Source organism: Mesorhizobium sp. B2-4-15 (assembly GCF_006658505.1).
Classification (GTDB): Bacteria; Pseudomonadota; Alphaproteobacteria; order Rhizobiales; family Rhizobiaceae; genus Mesorhizobium.
Genome location: NZ_VFUZ01000029.1, coordinates 12,233 through 27,931, shown reverse-complemented (window position 1 = coordinate 27,931; position 15,699 = coordinate 12,233). Strand labels below are relative to the sequence as shown.

Annotated in this window: 20 protein-coding genes; 7 read left to right on the top strand and 13 right to left on the bottom strand. The window is 61.9% G+C overall.

Annotated features, from left to right (window positions below):
- Positions 1-8 precede the first annotated feature (8 nt).
- Positions 9-374 (bottom strand): hypothetical protein, encoded by a 366-nt coding sequence (locus tag FJ930_RS25655; protein ID WP_246677027.1) that lies wholly within the window; start codon positions 372-374, stop codon positions 9-11.
- A gap of 181 nt (positions 375-555) precedes the next feature.
- Between FJ930_RS25655 and FJ930_RS25650 the strand changes: the two genes are divergently transcribed.
- Positions 556-858, top strand: a complete 303-nt coding sequence (locus tag FJ930_RS25650) for a hypothetical protein (protein ID WP_141840615.1) — start codon at positions 556-558, stop codon at positions 856-858.
- A 200-nt stretch (positions 859-1,058) separates the two neighbouring features.
- Here the strand turns inward: FJ930_RS25650 and FJ930_RS25645 are convergent, their stop codons facing one another.
- Positions 1,059-1,763, bottom strand: coding sequence for a helix-turn-helix transcriptional regulator (locus FJ930_RS25645; RefSeq protein ID WP_140698842.1), 705 nt, complete (start codon positions 1,761-1,763; stop codon positions 1,059-1,061).
- A 74-nt stretch (positions 1,764-1,837) separates the two neighbouring features.
- On the opposite strand from FJ930_RS25645, the gene FJ930_RS25640 reads away from it, so the two are divergent.
- Positions 1,838-2,287 (top strand): hypothetical protein, encoded by a 450-nt coding sequence (locus FJ930_RS25640; RefSeq protein WP_246677026.1) that lies wholly within the window; start codon positions 1,838-1,840, stop codon positions 2,285-2,287.
- Positions 2,288-2,350: 63 nt separating this feature from the next.
- Positions 2,351-3,058 carry a GcrA family cell cycle regulator gene (locus tag FJ930_RS25635; RefSeq protein WP_141840614.1) on the top strand — a complete coding sequence of 236 codons (708 nt, stop codon included), beginning with the start codon at positions 2,351-2,353 and terminating at the stop codon, positions 3,056-3,058.
- Positions 3,059-3,302: 244 nt separating this feature from the next.
- Here FJ930_RS25635 and FJ930_RS25630 read toward each other — a convergent pair whose 3' ends face one another.
- Together FJ930_RS25630 and FJ930_RS25625 are read right to left on the bottom strand one after the other, a co-directional pair.
- Positions 3,303-3,665, bottom strand: coding sequence for a DUF982 domain-containing protein (locus tag FJ930_RS25630; protein WP_141840613.1), 363 nt, complete (start codon positions 3,663-3,665; stop codon positions 3,303-3,305).
- Between the two features lie 45 nt (positions 3,666-3,710).
- Entirely contained in the window at positions 3,711-3,992 is a 282-nt protein-coding gene (locus FJ930_RS25625) for a DUF982 domain-containing protein (protein WP_140749825.1), read from the bottom strand.
- Between the two features lie 92 nt (positions 3,993-4,084).
- On the opposite strand from FJ930_RS25625, the gene FJ930_RS25620 reads away from it, so the two are divergent.
- From FJ930_RS25620 to FJ930_RS25610, 3 genes are all read left to right on the top strand, one after another.
- On the top strand, positions 4,085-4,702 hold the full coding sequence (locus FJ930_RS25620) for a DUF1376 domain-containing protein (RefSeq protein ID WP_141840612.1): 618 nt from the start codon (positions 4,085-4,087) through the stop codon (positions 4,700-4,702).
- On the top strand, positions 4,623-5,000 hold the full coding sequence (locus FJ930_RS25615) for a hypothetical protein (RefSeq protein ID WP_141840611.1): 378 nt from the start codon (positions 4,623-4,625) through the stop codon (positions 4,998-5,000). Before FJ930_RS25620 ends, FJ930_RS25615 begins: the two co-directional genes overlap by 80 nt.
- Positions 5,001-5,156: 156 nt before the next feature.
- Positions 5,157-5,756 (top strand): DUF6456 domain-containing protein, encoded by a 600-nt coding sequence (locus FJ930_RS25610; RefSeq protein WP_141840610.1) that lies wholly within the window; start codon positions 5,157-5,159, stop codon positions 5,754-5,756.
- Positions 5,757-5,822: 66 nt separating this feature from the next.
- On the opposite strand, the gene FJ930_RS25605 is transcribed toward FJ930_RS25610, so the two are convergent.
- From FJ930_RS25605 to vsr, 6 genes are all read right to left on the bottom strand, one after another.
- Entirely contained in the window at positions 5,823-6,131 is a 309-nt protein-coding gene (locus FJ930_RS25605; protein WP_141840609.1) for a hypothetical protein, read from the bottom strand.
- 322 nt (positions 6,132-6,453) lie between these two features.
- Positions 6,454-7,455 (bottom strand): DUF262 domain-containing protein, encoded by a 1,002-nt coding sequence (locus FJ930_RS25600; RefSeq protein ID WP_281408917.1) that lies wholly within the window; start codon positions 7,453-7,455, stop codon positions 6,454-6,456.
- A gap of 71 nt (positions 7,456-7,526) precedes the next feature.
- Positions 7,527-8,276 carry an FRG domain-containing protein gene (locus tag FJ930_RS25595; protein ID WP_141840607.1) on the bottom strand — a complete coding sequence of 250 codons (750 nt, stop codon included), beginning with the start codon at positions 8,274-8,276 and terminating at the stop codon, positions 7,527-7,529.
- Between the two features lie 2 nt (positions 8,277-8,278).
- On the bottom strand, positions 8,279-9,007 hold the full coding sequence (locus FJ930_RS25590; protein ID WP_181763464.1) for an Eco29kI family restriction endonuclease: 729 nt from the start codon (positions 9,005-9,007) through the stop codon (positions 8,279-8,281).
- Positions 9,004-10,185, bottom strand: a complete 1,182-nt coding sequence (locus tag FJ930_RS25585) for a DNA cytosine methyltransferase (protein WP_141840605.1) — start codon at positions 10,183-10,185, stop codon at positions 9,004-9,006. Before FJ930_RS25585 ends, FJ930_RS25590 begins: the two co-directional genes overlap by 4 nt.
- Before the next feature lies 1 nt (position 10,186).
- A complete protein-coding gene (gene vsr / locus FJ930_RS25580) occupies positions 10,187-10,600 on the bottom strand; it encodes a DNA mismatch endonuclease Vsr (RefSeq protein WP_141840604.1) in 414 nt (137 codons plus the stop codon).
- A 140-nt stretch (positions 10,601-10,740) separates the two neighbouring features.
- On the opposite strand from vsr, the gene FJ930_RS25575 reads away from it, so the two are divergent.
- Positions 10,741-11,667 (top strand): HNH endonuclease, encoded by a 927-nt coding sequence (locus tag FJ930_RS25575; RefSeq protein WP_141840603.1) that lies wholly within the window; start codon positions 10,741-10,743, stop codon positions 11,665-11,667.
- A gap of 80 nt (positions 11,668-11,747) precedes the next feature.
- Here FJ930_RS25575 and FJ930_RS25570 read toward each other — a convergent pair whose 3' ends face one another.
- The 3 genes from FJ930_RS25570 to FJ930_RS25560 form a co-directional block, all read right to left on the bottom strand.
- A complete protein-coding gene (locus tag FJ930_RS25570) occupies positions 11,748-13,883 on the bottom strand; it encodes an acyltransferase family protein (protein WP_141840602.1) in 2,136 nt (711 codons plus the stop codon).
- Positions 13,884-14,072: 189 nt separating this feature from the next.
- On the bottom strand, positions 14,073-14,744 hold the full coding sequence (locus FJ930_RS25565) for a GntR family transcriptional regulator (protein WP_141840601.1): 672 nt from the start codon (positions 14,742-14,744) through the stop codon (positions 14,073-14,075).
- A gap of 70 nt (positions 14,745-14,814) precedes the next feature.
- Entirely contained in the window at positions 14,815-15,558 is a 744-nt protein-coding gene (locus FJ930_RS25560; RefSeq protein WP_141840600.1) for a helix-turn-helix transcriptional regulator, read from the bottom strand.
- Between the last annotated feature and the right edge of the window lie 141 nt (positions 15,559-15,699).

The following is a 15,699-nucleotide window of genomic DNA, read 5'->3' as shown; positions in this document are numbered from 1 at the left end:
GCCGCATTTCAGGCCGCTGCGAGCGTCCATGGACGATGGCCGTAGCGGCGGAAGAAGCGCGCCACCAGACGCTGCTGCCTGGCCCTGGCGAGATCGGGCAGGCGCCGCTCCTGGCGCCAGCGCGGCATGTTGCGCCAGCAGGCGATGAAACGGGCGGCGTCCTCGATGGCTTCGTCCGCCGACAGGGCCGGGCCGATCGCGGCCAGGAACAGCGGCTCGGACCGTTTCAGTTCGTCGATGACGGCCTTGCGCCTGAAATGGTCCTGGCGGGCATGGGCAATGCCGTTGCAGCGGATCGCCTCGAAGGCTTTGAGCAAAGCAGGGCTGTCGCCGGTGTAACCGCAGGCGCGGGCGAAATCGGCTGCATCCATCATTGCTCCCGGATCCGATGCCGGGACTTGGTTCACGCCCCGACTCACATTTGCAAGCGTATATAAGCATAACTCAAGAACTGCAGAAGGAAAACTTTTGGGAATGTCTTGAGGCTATGACTCGACTCCGGGTTCAAAACACACGAATATAAGAACAAATCAGGAACAAAAGGCAGGAGGGGCGATGGCATTGCCAGGCAGGGAACCAGTGATCGCGCAGGTTGCCTCGATCTCTGTGGAGTGCGCCGATTGCGGCCGCAACAGGTGGTGGCGGCCCGATCAGCTGAAGCGGTTCGGGGTGACGGGAAACACGCCGCTGGCCGTATTGTCCCGGCGCATCGTCTGCTCCGCCTGCCGCGCCGAAGGGCTGCCCGGCACGGCGGTGTCAATCCAGGCCGCGTTCATCGACGAGCGCCAGCGCGTGCGCAGCGAAGCGCTGATGCTGAGCGATCGCGAAGTGCCGCTGGAGCGGTCCAGGCGGGCTTGAGTGGGTGTGCGGGCGAATATCGCCCGCTGGCCGGATCTGTTCTTCGTCGCGGTGGCCCTTCCTCTCGGCCGCGGCATGGATCCTAGGGTCTACGCAACGCCGCTGCGCGACTGCTTCGCCCTAGGATCCATGCCGTGACTCCCGAGAGAATCCAACGGCGCAAAAGCATGCGCGGTTCGCCGTGCCGAAAAGCGGGGGCGCTAATACCCCAGCAATTCCTTCAGTGGGATGACGCGCCAGACGTGCTTGATGGCGTAGCGGTTGAAGGTCAGCGTTTTCGGCGGGTTGTACTGCTCGACCACCAGCTCGCCTGCCGTGCGCTTGACCAGTTTCTTGATGAAGGCCTTGCCGTTGCGCTCGTTTTCTTCCGGGAAGGTCTCGATCACGACGTGGTCGCCGGGCACGGCGTCGCGGCCGCCGCAATAGAGCATTTCGCCAGGCTCGTAACGCGGCACCATGGAATCGGAGAGCACGTGCAGCGCAAACACCTTGCGCAGATGCGCGATGCCTGGCGGACGCTGGACATAGCCGGCGACCTCGCCGTTGAAGGTGAAGTCGCCATCGTCGCCGCCGACCGCGGCGCCAAGCAGTTCGATGTCCATCGGTCCGGCCGGCAATGGCCCGGCATCGGTGACGATTTCGGCGTCCGCCACCGGGCCGGCTTCGTCGAGGAAAACGACCTCGCCCTTGCCGAGCGCGACCGGGTCGACGCGCAGGAAGGCGGCGGTCTTCAAGAGGTTCTCGGTCTTGGGCAGGTTGCGGCCGGTTTCCCAATTGCCGACGGCGGCGACATCGGTGTCGTTGTGCTCGGCAATGTGACGCATGACCAGCCCGCGCTGCTTGCGCGCCTGGCGGATCGCCGCCCCGACCTTGATCGACAGTTCCGTTTTCGCCATGGCGCCCATGTGAGCGATGAAAGCTGCTCTCGTCTATGAAAGAATGGCTTGCATCTATTTTTGAGTTATGCTTATATCTGGCCATGCAGAACCTGTCCAGTTTTCATGGCGCCGTGGCGCCGGCCTCCCGTGAGGCGCATCCGGCGACTGAAGTCGCCGCCCATTCCCTTCCGCTCCGGCCGTCCTCCTCCCCGGCCGGGGCGAAGCCCGAGAGCCTTGATGCCTCGGGTCCGGTCCGCCCGTCACCGGCGGCCGGAACGGCCGGAGCCGCCGCTCCCCTCGGCTCCGGCCTCCAATTCGACCGGTCTCCTGCCGGTCCGTTCGCCCGCTCCTGCATCCGCACGCAGGACGGCACCGTCATCCTGTTCGAGCCGATGACGGGCAGGGCGGTTTCCGCCCCCGACAGAAAGACCGCGGAGGCGCGGCTGGCGCGCCTCGCAGCCGGCAATCGATCCGCTCCGGCTGACACCGGCGGAAGCCGGCTTTCGAACGCAACACCCCTGACCGTGGCCCGGACCGGGCCCGAACCCTGACGCCTGGCCGACGGTGCGCTCTTCAAGCGCGGCCGAAGGCGGACCGCTGGATGGAGCCTGGATATGGCAAGCTATAGCGACGCCGAATTGCAAGAGATCGCCCGCTGGCTGAAGGAAGGGCTTTCGGCCTCGAAGATCGCGGCGGCGTTCAGCACACTGCGCGGCAGCCCGGTATCGCGCAACGCCATCATAGGCATCGTCCACCGCAACGCCATGCTGGGCGCGATCGGCTTCGCCAACGGCAAGGGCATGCCGCCGGCGGCCAGGCAGGTTGCCGGCGAACGGGCGAAGGACAAGCGGACCGGCGGAACGCAGGCCAGCGGAAGGACAAAGGGCAAGGCCACCGGCAAGGCGGCCGCAGCCGTAAAAAAGGGTGTCAATGTGCCCGTCGGCAAAGGCGTCGACACGCGCAAGGCCATGGCCCGGGTCAGGCACGACGCTTCGCCGGTCTGGCTGCCGCCGCGCCTGTTCGTGCGCGAGGTGGGCGTGCTGATCGCCGACGGCGAAGCCTATCGCTTCAGGGTGCCGGCGCCGCGGCGCGGCCCCATCGGCCGCCAGCCGCATGGGGTGGCGATGCGCTTCATCGATTGCCTGTTCGGCCGCTGCCGCGCGCCGCTGGACCTGACGCTCGAAGAAGATCCTGAAAACGATGCGCCGGGCGGGCGGCCGGGCGCCGACATGCTGTGCTGCGGCATGCGCACCAAGGCGATGAAAAGCTACTGCGGCTATCACCAGGCGCGCTTTCGCCGCCGTGTTTGCGAGGCGGGTTGAGCTTCCCTTCTCCCCGTCACTATCCGGGGAGGTAAGACGTGGTCCGCGCAGCGGACGAAAAGCCGATTGCCTGGCTCGCGAACGGCGAACGCCGGCAGGCGGATGACGGGCCGCGCTGACGAGGCGGGTTGAGGATGATATGAACTTCAAGCATCCGATTCAGATGCCACTTACCGAACTGGCGCCGCCCGTCATTGCGCTGCCGGGCATTTCTAACCGTAAACGGGGAGAAAGAGGCGGAACCCTATTTCGGCGCCTGCCGGCCTTGCTTGGGCATGCGGCTCTGCACCGGCCGGGGTTCCAGTCTCATGGCCGGCCCGCTGTCGGCAACCAGGATGCCCGTGACGCGGGCGAAGCCGGTGAACGCCTTTATCGCATCGGATTCCGATATCTGTGCCGCGATCGCCGCGCTGCAGGCGTTGAGCGCGCTGCGATAGACATGACCGCGCCGCTCGATCGGCCAGCGCTGCAGGAAATCGGCGGCATCGCTGACATTGTCAATTTCCTCGACATGCCCGTCCAGGCTCACTTTGAGCGGCACTCCGGTTTTCATCGTACCCACGACATTCACCTTCGGTCTGCGCGGGGCTTTCAAGCCGACGCTCATAAACGCGCGAGGCCGGCAGGCGGTTGCATCGCTCCTGCGCCCGCTTCACGGGCTGGCGGCCGCGTCGAGCCAATCGTGGGCGCGGCTTCTCGGCCTTGCCACCAAAATGCCCTGTTGCCTGGCGGCCCTGGTGAAGGCCTCGAAGGCCGTACGCGGGCAGCAACTGCCCTCAACGGCGAGCCTGACCAGCCGTGCCGCGTCGAGATAGGCCGGCGCGGTTTTGTCGGGCCATGGGTGCCGCAGCGCGGTCGCGGCGTCGGCCACCGAGCCGACCAGCATGGTCTTGTTGTCGCAAAAGCGCAGGGTAACCGGCATGAAAGCCGTCATCGGCAAACCTCCCCTTGGCGTGGTGGCGTCATAACGTACGGGCCGACGGCTGGTTCCATCGCGTGGGCCGTGCGCGCGGCGCGGAGGGTGGCATGAGCGAACGGCCTTTCATGCAGCTCTACGTCTCCGATTTCGTCGGCGACACGCTTCAACTCACCACCGAGCAGATCGGCGCCTACATGCTCATCCTGATGGCGATGTGGAACGCCGGCGGCCGGTTGCCCGACGACGACGCCAAGCTGGCGCGGGTGGCGCGCCTGTCCCTGAAAGGATGGCGCGCCATCAGCGCCGATCTCCTGACCTTCTTCGAGCGCGAAGCGGGCGAGATCGGTCACAAGCGGCTGACGAAAGAGCTGCACAAGGCGCAGGCCAAAAGCGAGGCGAGGGCCGCCGCCGGCGCGCGCGGCGGCGCCGCCACCGCTTTGAAAACAAAGGCGCATGAGGCGGCGAATGCCGGTTCTTTGCCACGGCATCTTCCAGACTCCAGAAACCAGAGTGAAAAAGCTTCCGGTCTTTCACGGGAAAAGACGGAGCAGCCTCCGCCGCGCGGACCGAAAAAGCCGGCCGGCTGGATCAGGCCGAAAACCCACGCCGACGCCGCCAACGCCATCATCGAGGAGATCCGCACCCATGACCGCAGCCGAACTGCAGCAGGCGACGAAGGCGCTGGCCGCGATGTTCTCATGCTTCCCGCAATCCGCCCTGACTGATGTCGAGATGCAGATGCGCGGCTATCTCGGTGCGGTACGCGACGCCGATCTGTGCGACCTGCAGGCCGCCATCCAGCGCTTCGTGCGCGGCGAGGTGAGGAGCGGCAACGCCCAGTTCTGCCCGTCGAGCGCCCAGCTCTGCATCGAGGTGCGGGAGAGGCGCACCATGCGCGAGCTGATGGCGCGGCGGCAGACCTCGCAAGTCTTGGATTCCTCGCCCCGGCGAAGTGGGGGAGAGGTGGCCCGGCGAAGCCGGGACGGAGAGGGGGACGCCCTCGGCGAAGTCAAAGCCGGTTGAGAATTGATCGCTGGACGCCCAACCCTGAAACAACGCCTGCTGTCGGCGCCGCCCCCTCTCCGTCCGCTTCACGGCCACCTCTCCCCCGCTTCGCGGGGGCGAGGAACCCAGGTTCTGCAAAGCCCCACTCGAACACCCAACAGCAAGGAGCCAGCCATGCCCAAAAAGACCAAACCCGCCAAACCGCAAGCGCCGAAACTGCCGAAGGGCGAGGCCGAGCAGGTGCGCATCCGCCGCGAGATCGGCCATGATTTCGCGCTGAGGGACGACGAATTCGGCCGCAAGCGGCTGACCATCGGGACGTCGGAGGCACGGCGCGTCTACGAGGTGTCGAATGACGGCCACACCTCCACCGGCGGCATCGTGCGGGTGCGCAATGTCGATCCGCTTTTGGGCATCACCTCGCTGTCGCGCCAGCAGCGCGAAGCCGGCCAGCGCTACCGCGAGGATTTTCAGTGCAGCCAGCAGGCCGATGTGAAGCCGATGCGCTGGACCGAGCGCGTCGACGGTGGCCGCCAGGGCGGCGGCATCGCCGACAGCGTGCTCGACGCCGGCCGCGCGCACACCGCCGCCACCAGGGCGCTCGGGCATTGGGAGGTGGCCGTGGTGGTGCGGAAAGTCTGCTGCGCCGGCGGGTCCATCAAGAGCCTGGCCGAGCAGACCGGCGAGGGGCGCGACGTGGTGACGAAGCTGTTGAAGGTCGGGCTGGATTTGCTGGCGGTGCACTATGGCATGATGATGAGGCGCGTGGGGTAGAAATCGCCCGCCGCAATGATCCGGCCGACGATGCCGGCCGGATCGGTTTCACTCGATCAGATCAAATCATCCGCAGACGCGGACTTCCTCGACGACCCTGTGGTGGTGGCGCCAGTGGTTGACCAGCTCGACGTGGCAACGGTGGTACCGGTGATAATAACGGGGCCTGTAGCCGTCATCATAGGCGTCATAGGCATGATAGGGACCATAGTAGCGGCCGCCGTAATCTCCATAACCGTTGTAATAGTCGTTGCCGTAATAGTCGTTATAGCCGCCGCCGATGCCGATGAAGACGTGACTTCGAGCGCTAGCGGGGGCGATCATCGCCGCCGCCGAAGCAATGGCGATAACCGAGACAAGCAGGAGCTTCTTCATTGCTGCCTCCTTTCAAGGTTGACCTAATATAACTCCTGAGATGCGGCCTCGTTCCATGGTTTCGCGAAACAAGCCATGCGTAGACTGGGCGCGTGATGCCCGGACGGGGTTCCTGGCGGTCGGCCACGCAGAAAGTCCGCCAAGCCGACGGTCCGATCAACACGCACAGACAGGGGGAGGGCTGGGACGTGGTGACGAAGCTCTTGCAGGCCGGGCTGGATTTGCTGGCGCACATTATGGGATGATGATTGGAAGAAGCGGGTAGGGAGCTAGCGAGACCGTCCTGCTAAAAGGTTTACACCGCCTCTATTCTTGGGGGTCGCTATTCCGGATATTCAAAGCCGAATCGATTGCCAAAGGCCTTTTCGTCTATAACTGCGAGTCGAAACCGCATGGCGATCGCGTCATTTGGTGACTGAGTGTAGCGGTCAAATTCGAGAAGATCATATTCCGCATCCGGTAAATCTTCTTGCGCCTTAACACGATTTTCGCGACGAAAATCTTCGAATCCCTGAAGGATTGGGCGGGTGATTTGGGAGACCATTTCTAGCTCAAGCGCACGTTCGAAAAGAATGAAGTAGAGCGTAACCATACCAACGGATCGCAGGAGGCCATCTTTGTCGACGAATAACTCCGCCATATGGTCTAGCGCAGTCGACGCTTTGTCGACGTATGGGTCTATCTGAGCCTGTTCGGATTTCGCATGGAGTTCGAAAAACCGATCGATATAAGCCTTCTTCGTATCCACTACGTTTTCTCGACTTGCTAACAGAAGCATCTTTGCTGCCAAATCGAGATGTCGATAGCGCCGATTGGTAAATGGTAGTTTCTCGGTGAAGAAGCTATGTTCTACAAGCTCGCGCACAGCTTTGGGAAGAGGGCCTGGGCGTGCGTTCCGTTTTTCTGCAGCGTTCAAGGGCATAGCCTCGTTCAGCCGTGAAAACATATCTTCAATTAGTTCAATATCCTTAGTCTCTATGGTGACTACGGCTATATGATAGGCGTCAAAGTCGGCCTTTATGTCTGGATAGTTTCTGCCTAGATCACTGTAGGTAAAGTTTTTCGCCTTTACCACTTCATCTTTTACGTAGGTAAAATCCTCGTCAAGTCCGAATTTTCCTTGAATAAAATCCCATATGGCGCTTAATCGCTGCTTGCCATCGATAACGGCGTATTCATAAGATTTGCCATTTTTTTCAATTGGCTCGGCGAATTTATGCATGTAGATCTTTGGCACATCAAAGCCATTGATGATGGTATCAATCAACAACTTTCTCTTTCCCGACGTCCAAACATCACCCTCGCGCTGGTATTCAGGCTCCATGTCGATCCTGTCGCGTATGCGAAAAAGATTCCACGCTGACGAATTTAGCAGATACCCCAGGCTGAAACTTGTCATGCAACTAGGCCCTTCGCTAACAACGCGACCCTGTCCAAGTCAGGGAAAAGTGAGTGCTCAGAAATACCTAGCAACTTAAGTTCTTCCCGCATGTTCGATCTCTCGGCAGCGGGGATCACTAGACGCCATATATGGCTTTGATCGCCAACTGCTTCTATAGAGGTGGCCTCTGCATGAATAACAGTAAAGGTCCCAGCCTGTGCCACCATGCGAGGTGAATTGCGCGGCCCAATCGCGGCGATAGGTGCCAATCGATCGACGCGCTCATTAATCCGATCAGGAAGATAATTGTCGAGGACCCTGTCGATCCCGAAGGCCAAAATATCGAGTTCAAAGGCCCGGTTGTGGCCAGACTTCTTATTCAAGTCGATCGGATCGAGACACCAAACTGCAGCGGGGTGATCGTCATGCACAGGGTTTTGGACAGCAAAAAATAAACCGACTAAGGAGCTTTCGCTCCAGTCTAGTAGGCGAGTAGGGGCGCGATGGTGCTGCATTAAAAATATCCATTCCCAATCGTCAGTGGGGCGATTGGGAAGATATTGAGAAGCGCTCTGCTTAAACCTTTTGATCGTGGCCAGCTCCGCCGCGATGTTGTTACCGGGTCGGCCGATGCCGGGGATCAAAGACCATGCGGCGCGGTCCTGACCTCGATACCAAATAGGATGATTCGCCCCGTCTCGACTCTCTTTGAGTGCTGTTATAAATTGGCCAATATTCAAAATATCTCGATCTGGATGGCGCATAACTACGTTTCGTCCACGCTAAGTTGCGCCTCTGCATCTGCTTCAGCCTGCTGCTCAATAATAAATTTTGGAAGTTTTGCCAATGGTCGACCGGCAATATAATCTTCTACTCTCGTCGTAAGAAATATGGGCGTCAAAGTGCTGTCCGCTAATTTATTAGCAAACCCTCTTCCAGGGTGAAGGACATCCCATGGTGATTTGTACTGTGTGGCCCGCCGGCGCCCCGGATCCTTATTTCCAAATCCATCAATTGCGCGATTCCAAACCGGCTTGAATGTCTCAATCAGCATGTTCTCACCTAATGGAATCCAGATATCATCGACCACTAGATGCCGGACGAAAAAGTCAGCAAGGTCGAGATTCGTAGATTCATCAATCGATGCCGCATGCTGACGAAGACGACTTGCAAGCGCATTGCCTACGGTTGCGGAGTCTTTCCGAAGGCCGCCCTTTCGACCACCCTTCGGAATGGCCTTGCCCACATAAATTGGGCGCTGAAAGACACCATCTTTGTTGCCTGCAGCAATCGGGGCGTAGATGGGCAAGTTGCCAGAGTAATAGATAACATAGACGCCCGCACCGGGAATATGATCGACCGACGAAAGCGGTCCAGGTTGACGCGTCAACAATTCAAATTCGATGCTACGAGCAAGGTTCAGCTTGTCGAGCGGATTGTAGACATCTCCAGTCACGCAGCCCCCCAGCGCGTCGAATTCCGACGTACCCTTCATTTCAGAAAGTCCGATCCCCCAAATGTGAGATGGCGTTTCACGCTGCGCGCGACGATGTTCGCTAGTTCCACCGGCACGGCGTTGCCAAGTTGGCGCATGGTTTCGGACCATGCGCCGTGGAAGCGAAAATTGTCCGGGAACGTTTGCAAGCGGGCACTTTCGCGCACGGTGAAGTAGCGCACGCTTCCATCTGGCCGCAGCAACATGTTCTCGCCACCAGGAACGCCATGGACACCCGCCTTCAGGGTCTTGGCTGGTTCATCGAGTGGGCTTCCCGTATGGCCGGGATAGGATCGCGCCCCAGGTTGAAACCGGTGGTCGTTGTGGTTCGCGGCTTTGCCCCACTCATGTTCGGGATCGGGCAGATCGCCAATCGCGTCTCGAGTTGTCCGCCATGGCGCGGTTTTTGGTTTGCTATCGAGACGCGCCGCGCGTTCAAGATGTCGGTCGCTGATCTTGCGTTCGACCTTACGGGCCTTGTGCCGGTCCCAATAGTCACCCTTCTCTTGATCCCAGAGCAGGGCATCTAGGGAATGCGTTTCCAGTGGAAAAGCCCATTTGATGTCGAGGTCGGCGCGGAAACCTACAAAAACCACCCTCTCACGACGCTGCGGAATGCCGTAGTTGGCCGCGTTCAGCACCCGCCAAACAACTCTATATTCAAGACCCGCGGGGCCGCGGCGGCCGGTGTGGTGTTTTTCAAGTCGGCGCAGATGGCTTTCCCAGCCCTCGTCCCTTTCGGCGGCCAATTCGGGGTAGGTCATTTGCAGGACTATGTGCGAAAAGTACGTTGCGAAGGTTTCGCGGGTTAAGCCTTTGACGTTTTCGAAGATAAAGGCGCGAGGCTTGGTTTCTCGCAGGGCTCGAACGGCTTCCGGCCACATATCCCGGGAATCCGCGTGCGCGCGGTGCTTCCCACCCAGCGAGAATGGCTGGCAGGGCGGGCCACCGGTCACCAGATCGATCTTGCCCTCGTGCCCACGAAAATCCACGCGACGGACGTCGCCCTCGGTCGGCTCGGGCCAATCACCAACCAGGCCAAGTCCATCCGCCCGGTTTTCGCGGATGGTGTCGCAGCACCATCGGTCCCACTCGATTACCGCTTGCGGTGTGAAACCCGCACGGCTAACGCCCATGCCAAGCCCGCCAGCGCCCGCGAAGAGCTCGATCGACTTCATGCTATTCCCCCACGAATTGGCGCAGCTTGTTCTCTAATTGTTCACTCTGCCGCAATTCGCATTCCCAGACAACCAGTACGTTCCAGCCGAGCCGCTTCAATGCATCCTGTTTGAGCGCATCGCGCTCCGCGTTCGCCGATAGTTTCGGCCCCCAGAATTCCAGTCGGGACTTTGGAAGGCGAGCGAGCCGACACGTTGGATCGTCGTGACGATGCCAAAAGCACCCATGAATGAAAATCGCCTTTTTGCGTTTTCCAAAAACAATGTCCGGCTTTCCGGGCAAGTCGCCGCGGTGGAGCCGGTAGCGATAGCCCATGCGGTGTAGGAGTCGGCGCACGACCATTTCTGGTTTCGTATCCCTGCCATGGATACGTGCCATCCGTTCACTTCGCTCGCTGGTCGAGAGGGTATCCAATTTTCATCGTCTCTTTGATTCGGCGAATGGTGTTGCGTTTTGTCCAGAAAGGGAAGGCCCAAGAACGCGCCGCTTAGTGGCATCTCGCACGGCGTCTGAAACCCGACTAAGTTTTACTTCATGTGATGTCTGGGGGAATCGTGAAGGCCATTTTCGATTTGAAGCCTGGTTCCGGCTATAAGGACAGCCAAGGCCGATATCACTTTCCTGTTCGCTATCTGGAAGCGGCTCGGAATTCGATTGGTGATTGGGTGCTGTACCGCGAACCGCGACGCAATGGTGGCAGCCAAGCCTACATTGCCGTCGCATGCGTGGCCAATATTGAGCCGGATCCAGAACTGGCTGGTCACTACTATGCCACTGTGACGGACTATCTCGAATTTCCGACGCCCGTGCCTTTCAAGACGGACGGCCGTTACGCCGAGACAGGGCTGCGCGATGTTGGTGATCCGCGCCGCGTCGGCCGAGAGATACATGGTCGATCGATACGGTTGATCCCACAGGAGGATTTCGACGAGATCGTTCTGGCTGGCTTGCGCGAACCGCTTGACCCCGCCAACGCCAGAAGGCTTAGCCCCGATATGCTGCCGCTCGATATTCCATGGCCGATGGACCCTGGTTTTGCTGGCGAGCCGGGTTTCGCCGAGACGGCCGATCGTCGGGTCGAGCAGATTCTGCTGAACCGCAAAGTTCGGGACGCAACCTTTCGGCTGGAGGTCTGTCGAGCCTATGAAGATAGGTGTGCCGTCACGGGGCTGCGTATCATCAACGGCGGCGGTCGAGCCGAGGTTCAAGCCGCTCACATCAAGCCGGTCGCCGCCGGCGGGCCGGATGTTGTGCAAAACGGCATTGCGTTGTCGGCCACGGTGCATTGGCTGTTTGACCGGCATCTGATTTCGATAGACGAGAACCATCGGCTGCTGGTCGCCCACAACCGGGTGCCCAGCGAATTGAGAAATCTCTTCCGCCCGGACTCTCAGGGTTTGCATTGGCCTAGGGATTCGCGGTTGATGCCGACCCCAGTGTTCCTAGCGTATCATCGAGAGCAGTTTGCTGGTGTGCATTGATCTACAGATGCCGCGCTGCTCCTCATCCGCCTGCCGGCACCTTCTTCCCGTGAACGGGGAGAAGGGAGAGCCAAGCCACTCTAAAATAGCGCCTTTTCCAGCGGGCCTTCCAGCGTCTCCGCGAACGCCGTGGCCAGATGGTGCCGGTCGCGGAACGCCAGCTTGCCGCCGATGAAGACGTGGCACTGGGTAGGGCCGCAGAAGCGGTCGGTCAGGTCGACATAGAGCGTGTCAGGCACGCTTTTCACCACGGCGCGCTCGGCGGCGGCGGCCTTGTCATTGGCGGCCTCGGTTCTTGGCGTGTCGCAGCGCGAGGGCGCCTTGCGCCACCAGAGCGCGCGGGCCACGCAGGAATCGGCGAAGCTGTCGCCGATCGGTGTGTCGCGGATGACGGCCGTCTCGACGCCGGCTTTGCTGAAGGCCTGCAGTGTGGAGCGCAGGCCTGCCTGCCAGCGCGCGGTCTCGGCCTTGCGGCCGGCGGCTGGCATGTCGCGGGTCAGGTTGCCGATCGAGAATTCCGAGATCACCACAAGGCGCGGTTTGCGGCGGATTATGTCTGCTATCGCCTGTTCGCGCCAGGCGTCGCATTCGGTGTAGTCGCGCTTCAGCACCGCGTTGAAGGTCGACAGCCGCGAGGCGCGGCACGAGGATTTGAGATAGGTGACCACTTTGGTGTCGTTGCGCCGGGCCGCCGCGACCAGCGGTGTCGACCAGTGGTCGGCATGCGAATCGCCGAACAGCACGATGGTGTGGGCGGCATCCGCCGGGCCGAACACGCAAGGCTTTGGTTTCACCGTATGGAAGTCGAGCAGGCAGTTCGCGTCGCGTGCGCGTGCGATGGAGGGCTGTTCGGCGGCCTGTTCGATGCCGCGCTGGGCAGGGTCGATATTGCGTGTGGCCAGGTGCGCGTTGGCATAGGCCACCGCCACGCCTGCACCGGTCAGCGCCAATGCGGGAGCCAAAGCAATTCCAGGAAAAGTATGAAATGGTTTTCTCACGGGAATCGCGGCAAAACGAAAGGCCCGGGCGCCCGCTATCGGCCAGCCGCCGCGCCGCGCCGGGTTCTCGATCACATGATAGGTGAGGAACGACAGCGCCAGCGCCAGAGCGCCGCAGCCGAGGCGCTGCGCGACGGTGAGATCCGGCACCAGCATCCCGGCGTAGACGATGACCGGCCAGTGCCAGAGATAGAGCGAATAGGAGAGCGCGCCGATCCATTGCAAAGGCGGCAGCGAAAGCAGGGAAGCAGGCGCCAGCGCCTGCCAGCGGGCAGGGCTGACTGTCTCGCTGTCGTCCTCCTCGCCGGCGCCGCTCAGCAGCACCAGGACCGTGCCGGCGACCGGCAACAGCGCGTACCAGCCGGGGAAGGGCAGGTCTTCGCTCAAGGCAAGATAGGCCGCCGCGATCAGCGCCAGGCCGAGCCAGCCCTGCACCGCGCGCAGCCATCGAGCAATTCCAGGGAACGCGTGAAACGGTTTTCCGTCCGCGATCGCGTCAGGACAAAGAGCCGGAGCGGTTCGGCGTTTCCGCGAAACGATGAACCGCTCCAGCCGGTGCCGCCATAGGGTCGCCGGCGCCAGCGTCGCCAGGCCGCCGGCGGCGAACTCCCAGGCGCGCAGCGGCGAGAAATAGAAGGCCCAGGCCGGCGCGGCGCTGGTCAGCCACAGGCAGGCGGCGAAGGAGGCGAGGCCGGCCGCGCCGATCACCGCTATCGCCATGCGCTTTCCCGGACGCAGCCAGGCTGCGAGCAGAAGCAGCGCGGGCCAGACGAGATAGAACTGCTCCTCCACCGACAGCGACCAGAAGTGGATGAACGGATTGCTCAAGGCATCGGCGGCGAAATAGTCGAACGACCAGCGCAGCAGCCACAGATTGATGGTGTAGGCCGAGGCGAACATGGCGCCGCGCGAATAGAGCGCCTGCTCCCGCGGCGACAGGATGAAATAGCCGGCGGCGAGCGTGACCAGGATGACGAACAGGGCGGCCGGCAAAAGGCGCCTTGCGCGGCGCGCATAGAAGCGCCAGAAGTCGAGCCTGCCGGTCTCAGTGATCTCCCGCATCAGGTGCGTTGATATCAGCCAGCCGGAAATGACGAAGAAGATGTCGACGCCGGCAAAGCCACCGGGCAGCGCGGTGAGCCCGAAATGATAGGCGACCACGCCGCCGACCGCCAGCGCGCGCAATCCCTGTATATCTGGCCGAAACGATGCCGACACGATAGCTCCTTTCGTGCAAGCCCAGCCCGCCCCGCGTGCCGGCCAGACGGCCGGTATCGCAATGCAGCAGACTTTTCGCAGTGCAACATGGCCGGAAAAAGGAAAGCGGGAGGAAAGATGGGGACATGCAGCGGCCGGTCATGTGCAGGCAGGGATCGCAGTCGCGAGCCGGCCGGGACGATCACTTTCCTAACCGCCGTCGGCGGGTCTCGTCTCGATCTCCTGGAGATAAAACGCCTTGCTCGGCTGCAGATGGTCGACGCAGAGCTGCGCCAGCACCCAATTGTCCCGGCGCTTCAGCGCCTCGATCATCATCGCGTGATGCTGGCGCGAGATTTCGAGCTTTTCCCTGTCGGCCAGCGAATTGGCCCGCACCGGCAGGCTGAGGCGCATGTAGTGTTCGATCGAGGACACCAGATAGGCGTTGCCGCAGGCCGAGAGCATTGTGAGGTGGAAACGGTCATTGGCCTCGTGGATACCTCTGAGATAACCACTGTCGACATGGCTGCTGTAGACGCGGTGGATCCGCATCAGTTCTTCGATCAGCGCATCGCCGGCGGGCAGGGGGATCATCAGCGCCGCCTGGCGCTGCAGCAGTTCGCGCACCTCGTAGATCTGGCGCACCTCCTCGGGCGAGAGCCGGCGCACCATGGCGCCCTTGTTGCGCTCGCGCGTGACGATGCCGAGCCGCTCCAGCTGGTAGAGCGCCTGGCGGATCGTGTGCCGTGAGACCGGGAAGCGGGCCAGAAGCACGTCCTCGACCAGGCGCGTGCCGGGCGCCAGCCGGCCGAAGATGATGTCTTCCTCCAGCGCGTGCACGGTGTCGGCTTCCTTGCCGCCATAGTCGAAGCTGTTGAGCATCCCGAATTCCTGTTGGTCAAGTCCGGCTCTGGCTGTCCCCGGGCCACGCCTGTGGCCTTGGGGGCGTATACTAGCCTTCGCGCGCGAGGCTTGCCACAAGCTGATCGAGGCGCGGGTCGTCGAGGCTGACGATCCCGGACATCCGCATCCCCTGCTTCAGACTGATCCTGCCGAGTTCCTGGCGCATGATGACCCGCACGCAGACCGGTCCGGCTCCGGTCAATACGAAGGCCTTGCCGACCAGGACCGGCTCCGAGAAAGGGGCCCATTGCACGGCCACAATCGACGGCTCCGCGGTCTGGCGGCGGTTGATGCCGGCGAAATAGATCCAGTTCAGGCGCGAGATCACGACGCCATAATGCCAGCCCGGCGCCCGCGCGCCGCCGTGATGATGGCCTTCGGTCCACCGCGTCACGCGCCGGAAGGTCACCAGCTCGGCCTCGCGCCGCACGAAAGTGACCGAGCGCATCAGAAGGTCGGCATGGTCCGGAACCGCGAAATAGGTGAAATAGGTGCCGCCGGCGATGGCCGGAGAGGGGCCGCGCACCATGTTCTCGTAGAGCGTCTGGTGCATCGGCGGCAGATCCGGGTATCCGGGGACCACGGCTTGCGGCGCCCCGTACAGCTCGTCCTCATCGATCCCGAAATAGGCGCGGATCAGCCCGGCCGTGGCCTGGTTGGGCACGCTCTTGCCTTGCAGATAGCGCTCGAACTGCGAGCGGTTCATGCCCAGCCCGCGGCATACGGCGCTCACCGACGCATGGCCGCTGACCAGCCGTCTGAGATTCGCGGCAACGTTCTCCCGGATTGGCACGACTCCGCCCCTCGACAGACGTCCGAACCATTAGTCAAGCGCGCGCTTATATCTCGCCAATCTCGCACAACACCGCGTCGGCGCGAATGGGACCTTCGGCCCATAGGCGGGGCGGCGGGTCTCATGAAAAAGGCCCGCCAC

Excerpts from the sequence above, each read along its gene's own strand:
- FJ930_RS25655 (WP_246677027.1), bottom strand. The coding sequence starts at position 374 with ATGATGGATGCAGCCGATTTCGCCCGCGCCTGCGGTTACACCGGCGAC.
- FJ930_RS25650 (WP_141840615.1), top strand. The coding sequence starts at position 556 with ATGGCATTGCCAGGCAGGGAACCAGTGATCGCGCAGGTTGCCTCGATC.
- FJ930_RS25645 (WP_140698842.1), bottom strand. The coding sequence starts at position 1,763 with ATGGGCGCCATGGCGAAAACGGAACTGTCGATCAAGGTCGGGGCGGCG.
- FJ930_RS25640 (WP_246677026.1), top strand. The coding sequence starts at position 1,838 with ATGCAGAACCTGTCCAGTTTTCATGGCGCCGTGGCGCCGGCCTCCCGT.
- FJ930_RS25635 (WP_141840614.1), top strand. The coding sequence starts at position 2,351 with ATGGCAAGCTATAGCGACGCCGAATTGCAAGAGATCGCCCGCTGGCTG.
- FJ930_RS25630 (WP_141840613.1), bottom strand. The coding sequence starts at position 3,665 with ATGAGCGTCGGCTTGAAAGCCCCGCGCAGACCGAAGGTGAATGTCGTG.
- FJ930_RS25625 (WP_140749825.1), bottom strand. The coding sequence starts at position 3,992 with ATGACGGCTTTCATGCCGGTTACCCTGCGCTTTTGCGACAACAAGACC.
- FJ930_RS25620 (WP_141840612.1), top strand. The coding sequence starts at position 4,085 with ATGAGCGAACGGCCTTTCATGCAGCTCTACGTCTCCGATTTCGTCGGC.
- FJ930_RS25615 (WP_141840611.1), top strand. The coding sequence starts at position 4,623 with ATGACCGCAGCCGAACTGCAGCAGGCGACGAAGGCGCTGGCCGCGATG.
- FJ930_RS25610 (WP_141840610.1), top strand. The coding sequence starts at position 5,157 with ATGCCCAAAAAGACCAAACCCGCCAAACCGCAAGCGCCGAAACTGCCG.
- FJ930_RS25605 (WP_141840609.1), bottom strand. The coding sequence starts at position 6,131 with ATGAAGAAGCTCCTGCTTGTCTCGGTTATCGCCATTGCTTCGGCGGCG.
- FJ930_RS25600 (WP_281408917.1), bottom strand. The coding sequence starts at position 7,455 with ATGGAGCCTGAATACCAGCGCGAGGGTGATGTTTGGACGTCGGGAAAG.
- FJ930_RS25595 (WP_141840607.1), bottom strand. The coding sequence starts at position 8,276 with ATGCGCCATCCAGATCGAGATATTTTGAATATTGGCCAATTTATAACA.
- FJ930_RS25590 (WP_181763464.1), bottom strand. The coding sequence starts at position 9,007 with ATGAAGGGTACGTCGGAATTCGACGCGCTGGGGGGCTGCGTGACTGGA.
- FJ930_RS25585 (WP_141840605.1), bottom strand. The coding sequence starts at position 10,185 with ATGAAGTCGATCGAGCTCTTCGCGGGCGCTGGCGGGCTTGGCATGGGC.
- FJ930_RS25565 (WP_141840601.1), bottom strand. The coding sequence starts at position 14,744 with ATGCTCAACAGCTTCGACTATGGCGGCAAGGAAGCCGACACCGTGCAC.